The following is a 6,058-nucleotide window of genomic DNA, read 5'->3' on the forward strand; positions in this document are numbered from 1 at the left end:
ACGGAAGCCCCGACGGGCGACCTGGGTCCATGGAGGGTGGGTGCTGCCACTGACACGATCGGAGGGCGGCCACTGACGCGGGGGAGGCCTCGCCGTCGTTGCATGGGTTCTCGTTGCGAGCGCCGCCTGAGACCAGTGCGGCCGTCGGAGCGCCGCCCCGAAGGGTGCGCATGGGCCCGCGACGAACCCGAAAGGAATATCCGTGAACACCCCCGCGCCGTCGGCCATCACGACCGACACCATCACCGCTGGCACCGCCACGACCGACACCCACGACACCTCCACGACCGGCACCGCCACGCTCTCGCTCCGGGAGGCATTCGCATCGCTCGACGACCGCATCGCCGGTCGAGTGCTCATCGCCGGCGACCCCGACTGGGACGACGCCCGCGCAGCCTGGAACCTCGCCGTCGACCAGCGCCCCGCCGCGATCGTCGTGGCCGCGACCGCCGACGACGTCGTGCACGTCGTGCGCGCGGCGAAGGAGTTGGGCCTTGCCATCGCTCCGCAGGCCACGGGCCACAACGCCGGCCCTCTCGCCGCGAACGACGGGCTCGCCGGGGTCGTACTGCTCCGCACCCACGAGATGCGGGGCGTCGAGATCGATGCCGAGTCGCGCATCGCCCGCGTCGAGGCCGGCGCGCAGTGGGGCGACGTCGTCGCTGCTGCCGCGCCCTTCGGGCTCACCGCGCTCGCGGGCTCCTCCCACGACGTCGGTGTCGTCGGCTACACGCTCGGCGGCGGCGTGAGCTGGCTGGCCCGCTCGCACGGCCTCGCCGCGAACCACGTCGTGGCGATCGAGCTCGTCACGGCCGACGGCGTCGCACGACGGGTCGACGCCGAGCACGAGGCCGAGCTGTTCTGGGCGCTCCGCGGCGGCGGCGGCGACCTCGGCGTCGTCACCGCGCTCGAGTTCGGCCTCTTCGACGTGCCCGAGCTGAGTGCCGGCATGCTGCTCTGGCCCATCGAGCGTACCGCCGAGGTGTTCACCGCCTGGTCGGAGTGGATCGACGGCGTGCCCGCCTCCGTCACGTCCATCGCCCGCGTGCTGCGGCTGCCCCCGATGCCCGAGCTGCCGCCCTTCCTGTCTGGTCGTTCGCTCGTCGTCGTCGAGGTCGCGATGCAGGAGGACCCGGCCCGGGTCGACGAGCTGCTTGCGCCGCTCCGTGCCCTCGTGCCCGAGGTCGACACGGTGCACCCGCAGCCGTCGGCGGAGCTGCTGCAGCTGCACATGGACCCGCCGCAGCCGGTTCCCGGCCACGGCGACGGCCTGCTGCTCGCCGAGTTGACGCCCGCCGCGATCCGCGCCTTCGTCACTGCGGTCGGGCCGGATGCCTCGTCGGCGCTGCTCTCCGCCGAGGTCCGTCACCTCGGGGGCATGCTGGATCCGGCGGTCGCGCGCGCCGCGGCATCCGTTCAGGGCACGCCGCAGCCCGGCGTGACGGTTGGCTTCGATGCCGGCTTCCTGCTGTTCGGGGTCGGCATCGCGATGCCGGGCAACCGCGAGGCGCTCGCGGAGTCGCTCGATCGCCTGCTCTCGGCCGTCGCGCCGTGGCGCGCCGGCAGCGACTATCTGAACTTCGCCGAGCACGCACGCCCGGCCGAGCGGTTCTTCGGCGACGAGCTGGGCCGCCTGCGCGCGGTCAAGCAGGCCGTCGACCCGGCGAACGTGATTCGTTCGAACCATCCGATCGGCTGAGCTGGGGGTGTCGCTCACGCCCCACCCTTCATAGGGTGGGAGTGAGCGACATTGCTGTCGCACATTCGATTCCGGGGGAGGAAACGATGACGGTTCACTACGAATTGCCCACGACCGCCGACTTCGCAGCGCTGGCGGGCCCGCACCACCCGGCGATCACGGTGTACGTTTCGACGTCGCCGGTCGTGAGCGAGCGCGAGCGCGCGGAGGTCGCCGTCAAGAGTGCGTTCGACGAGGCCTTCGAGCGGTTGAAGGGCACGGATGTCTCCGGCGCCGACATCGCCGCGATCCGCGCCGAACGCGATCGCATCCTCGGTGACCTCCAGTTGTGGGGATCCCTCGCGAGGTCGATGGCGATCTTCGTCTCACCCGACTTCTCTGAGCTGTTCGTGCTGCCGAACCGCCTCGATGACGCCGTGCACGTCGGCTCGCACTTCACGCTCGGCCAGTTGCTGCGGGCTCCGAGCCAAGACCAGGAGGCCTTCGCGCTGACCCTCTCGGCGAACGAATGGACGCTGTGGCACGCCACCTCGACCGAGCGCGCGGTGCCGCTCGAGGTGGACGACGCACATGACAAGAGCCTCGACGACGCGGTCAACCGCGACCCGTCGAACGACGACAAGCCCCGCGGCGGCATGCACGGCGATCGTGGCGTGCAGGGTGACGAGCGCAAGAAGGGGTTCTTCGAGCTCTACGCCAAGCGCGTCGGCGACGCGGTTCGGCACGAGCTCGCGCAGCGCGACGCAGAGGAGCGGGTGCCGCTCTTCGTCTTCGCGGCCGAGCCGCTGCTCAGCCTCTTCATCGATCGCGTGCACAACGGCCGACGCATCGTCGGCGTCCCGGGCGCGCCCGATCGGCTCGTCGCTGCCGAGATCGACGAAGCACTGCGCGAGCAGCTGGCAGCCCTGAACATCGCCGAAGCGGATGCCGCGTTGCGGGACCTGACCGAAGGCACCGCAGGTCGGGTCGAGCGAGACCTGGCAGCGATCGGTCGTGAGGCGGCCGAGGGGCAGGTCGAGGTGCTGTGGTTCGACTTCACGACCTCGGTCAACGGCACGCTCGACCGGGAGTCGGGCGCGATCGAGTTCGCGAGCGGGCACGGCGCCGACGAGCAGTTGAGCGACGGCACGCATGCCGGCGACCTGTTGCCGCAGCTCGCCCTGCTCGTGATGTCGAAGGGCGGCAAGGTCGTCACGGTGCGCAGCGACGACCTCGACGGCACGGTGTGGTCGGGGCCGGCGATGGCCGAGTTGCGGTTCGCGCTGGCGTGAGGTTCGGCCCGGCGTGAGGTTCAGCCTGGCGTGAGGTACTGGTGACCTTCAGCGCCGGGCTGCGATCACGCGTTCGCGGAGCGGGAGCACGAATCCGTCGCGCCAGCGGAATCGGATGACGACCTGCTGCGCGTGCGCGTCTTCGATCATCGCCTCGACGTTGGATTCGGTGAGCACGCGGGGCCGGTCGCCGGTGGGCGGCGTCTCGCGCAGCTCGAGCCAGAGGCTCTCGGGGTGGGGCACGACACCGGGGTTGGCGGCGACGAGTTCGACGGTCCATCCGGGGCTCGCGCAGAGGCCGTGGCCGGAGACGTGGATGAGTCGGGTGTCGGTGGTCTCGATGACGGTCGCCTCGAAGTCGGAGGCAGAGTATTCGCAGTGCTGCTGTCCGTTCATTCATCCGAACGTAGTGACCGTAAGATGAGCCCGCCTCAGTGCTGGCGCTGAGCTTGAGGGCCAGGGCGCTACGGAGGGCTCCGGCGGAGGGCGGTCGCTCTTGGCCGGCCCGATGGCAGGCCTGGTGCAGGGCGGTTCGCCGGCCGACCGTAGGCTGGAACGCATGCGATTCGGAATGTTCGTTCCCCAAGGCTGGCGCTATGATCTCGTCGGCATCGACCCGGCCGAGCACTGGCAGACGATGCGCTCGCTCGCGGAATACGCCGACGCGCCCGACTCGGTCTGGGAGTCGATGTGGGTCTATGACCACTTCCACACCACGCCGGTGCCGTCGCCGACCGAGGCGACGCACGAGGCATGGAGCCTCATGGCGGCGTTCGCCGCCTCGACGTCGCGTGTTCGCATCGGCCAGATGTGCACCTGCATGAGCTATCGCAACCCCGCGTACCTCGCGAAGGTCGCCGCCACGATCGACCACGTCTCGGGTGGTCGCCTCGAGATGGGCATCGGCGGCGGCTGGTACGAGCAGGAGTGGCGCGCCTACGGCTACGGTTTCCCGCCCGTACCCGAGCGACTCGGGCGACTGCGTGAAGGCGTCGAGATCATGCATCAGGCCTGGACGACGGGCTCGGCCACCCTCGACGGCGAGTACTACCAGGTCGACGGCGCGATCGTGCAGCCTCAGCCGGTGCAGCCGGGCGGCATCCCGTTCTGGATCGCCGGCGGGGGCGAGAAGGTGACGCTGCGCATCGCGGCGAAGTACGCCTCGTACACGAACTTCACGGGCACCGCCGAGGAGTTCTCGCACAAGAGCGAGGTGCTGCGCGCGCACTGCGAGCGACTCGGCACCGACTTCGATGCGATCACCCGGTCGTCGAACTTCAACACCGTCGTCGGCGTCGACGAAGCGGATGTCGCGCGTCGCCTCGCCGTCATCGAGGCGAGGCTCACGCCGTTCCTCGGCGCCGAGAAGGCCGCATCGCTCATGCAGGAGAACTACCACGGAGCGAACTCCGCCGTCGGTACCCCCGTGCAGGTGGCGGCGAAGCTCGCCGAGCGCCGCAAACTGGGCCTCGGCTACTCGATCCACTACTTCCCCGAGGCGGCGTACGACCGCTCGGGGCTCGAGCTCTTCGCCTCGGAGGTCGTGCCGGCCCTGCGCTAGCCCGAGGGTCGGCTCCGCCTTCGGCGTGGCTCCGCTCAAGTGGCGACGGTCAGGTCGCGGGTTCTCCGGTGAGGGCGATTTCGCGGACATCGTGACTGCGCTTGCGCGCGATGCCGGCGTCGTGGGTCACCGTCGCATAGGGCAGTGCGAGCAGGTCGCCGGCGCGAAGGTCCCCGGGCAATGCCACCGGAGCGGGCGCGGAGCATCCGCTCGCCTGGCTCGTGAGCGTCGTCGGCGTCACGCGCGCGACCGAGGTGCGACCGATGAGCCGCGCCTCGGCCCAGACGGGGGCGAGCGCGCTGAGGTCGGCGTCGAGCACTGCGCTGCGCTCGCCACTTCTGGCGCTGCCCAGGCCAGTTCCGCTGGCGCTGCTGGCGCCGGTACGGCTGCTGCTGTTGTTGCCGCTGGCGTTGCGGCCGAGGTGAGCGGATGCCTCGACCACTCGCACCACGATGACGCCCGAGTGCTCCGCCGCGGAGGCGAGGTGCCCCGCCGTACCGGGCACGGACGCCGGCCCGAGGTGCACCGCAGGCGTGCCGCAGAGCTCCACGACGCGCAGCAGCGAGACGCCGTCGACGATGACATCGGAGATGGTGGCGACGGTCGCCGCCGGCCAGTGGTCGCTCGAGATCGGATCGGGGATCGAGCGCCGAAGGCTCGGCAGGATGCGCGTGAGCGTCATCGCGCGCTCACCGCCGCAAGAGAGCCGGATCGGTGCGCGAGACTCGCGATGGTGATCTGGGGCATGCCTCAGTTCTACGCTCGCTGCCGGCGCCAGGCTCGTTTGTTACGCGATCCGAACGCCGTTGGGTCGTTCGCTCATGCGCTGCCTACGCGGCGATGGCCTCGTCGAGCTTCGTCGAGAGCTCGGCGTCGGTCGGCTCGGTGAAGTGCGTGCCGTCGGGGAAGACGACAACGGGGATCTGCGTGCGGCCGCTGATCGCCTTGGCGCGGTCGGCGCCGTCGGCCACTGTCTCGAGGTCGATGTAGTCGTAGTCGACTCCGCGCGCGTCGAGCAGGCGCTTCGAGCGACGGCAGTCGCCGCACCACTCGGCGCCGTACATCGTGACGCGGGTAGGGTTCAGGTCGGTCGCAGGGGAAGTCATACCAATAACCTACGTGGGTACCCTGTCGAATATTCCCGTGCGTGTGCGTGTGCGTGTGCGTGTGCGTGTGTGCAGCTTGCGTGCGTCGTGCGCTGTAGTCCGTCGCGTCGCGTCGCGTCGCGCCGATGGCGGTGATGCGGCGAGTGCTTCCGTCGAAGCACCCACGTTGCTCAGGCCGTTCACGACGGCGTGCAGGGTGCCCGATGTTCAGGCGTTCCTGTGTTCGGGTGATGCTGCGTTCGGTTCAGCGTTTCAGGCCGTTCTGCGTTCGGGTGGTGGGTAGTCGAGTCCGCGGTGATCGTCGTGCTCGTGCTCGTGCTCGTGCTCGTGCTCGGCGGGGTGGTTGTCGGGTCTTCGTTCGAGTCGGTTGGCGAGTCTGGTGGGTGATTTGGTCGCGGGTCGCCAGGTGCCGCCGGGGTCG

General features: G+C 70.1%; 6 protein-coding genes. 3 read left to right on the plus strand and 3 right to left on the minus strand.

Annotated elements, in window-relative coordinates:
* Positions 1–202 precede the first annotated feature (202 nt).
* Together VPH61_RS13900 and VPH61_RS13905 are read left to right on the plus strand one after the other, a co-directional pair.
* Entirely contained in the window at positions 203–1,699 is a 1,497-nt protein-coding gene (locus tag VPH61_RS13900) for an FAD-binding oxidoreductase (protein ID WP_332064095.1), read from the plus strand.
* An 86-nt stretch (positions 1,700–1,785) separates the two neighbouring features.
* Positions 1,786–2,970: a baeRF3 domain-containing protein gene (locus VPH61_RS13905; RefSeq protein ID WP_332064096.1), complete on the plus strand. Its 1,185-nt coding sequence runs from the start codon at positions 1,786–1,788 to the stop codon at positions 2,968–2,970.
* 48 nt (positions 2,971–3,018) lie between these two features.
* Here VPH61_RS13905 and VPH61_RS13910 read toward each other — a convergent pair whose 3' ends face one another.
* Positions 3,019–3,366 carry a hypothetical protein gene (locus VPH61_RS13910; RefSeq protein ID WP_332064097.1) on the minus strand — a complete coding sequence of 116 codons (348 nt, stop codon included), beginning with the start codon at positions 3,364–3,366 and terminating at the stop codon, positions 3,019–3,021.
* 163 nt (positions 3,367–3,529) lie between these two features.
* Between VPH61_RS13910 and VPH61_RS13915 the strand changes: the two genes are divergently transcribed.
* On the plus strand, positions 3,530–4,531 hold the full coding sequence (locus VPH61_RS13915) for an LLM class F420-dependent oxidoreductase (RefSeq protein WP_332064098.1): 1,002 nt from the start codon (positions 3,530–3,532) through the stop codon (positions 4,529–4,531).
* A gap of 49 nt (positions 4,532–4,580) precedes the next feature.
* Here the strand turns inward: VPH61_RS13915 and VPH61_RS13920 are convergent, their stop codons facing one another.
* A complete protein-coding gene (locus VPH61_RS13920) occupies positions 4,581–5,213 on the minus strand; it encodes a hypothetical protein (protein WP_332064099.1) in 633 nt (210 codons plus the stop codon).
* 148 nt (positions 5,214–5,361) lie between these two features.
* The gene (locus tag VPH61_RS13925; RefSeq protein ID WP_332064100.1) at positions 5,362–5,637 is read right to left on the minus strand and encodes a glutaredoxin family protein; all 276 of its coding nucleotides are present in this window, start codon (positions 5,635–5,637) and stop codon (positions 5,362–5,364) included.
* Between the last annotated feature and the right edge of the window lie 421 nt (positions 5,638–6,058).

Origin of the sequence: Agromyces sp. CCNWLW203 (genome assembly GCF_036576125.1) — a bacterium.
In the GTDB taxonomy this organism is placed as follows: domain Bacteria; phylum Actinomycetota; class Actinomycetes; order Actinomycetales; family Microbacteriaceae; genus Agromyces.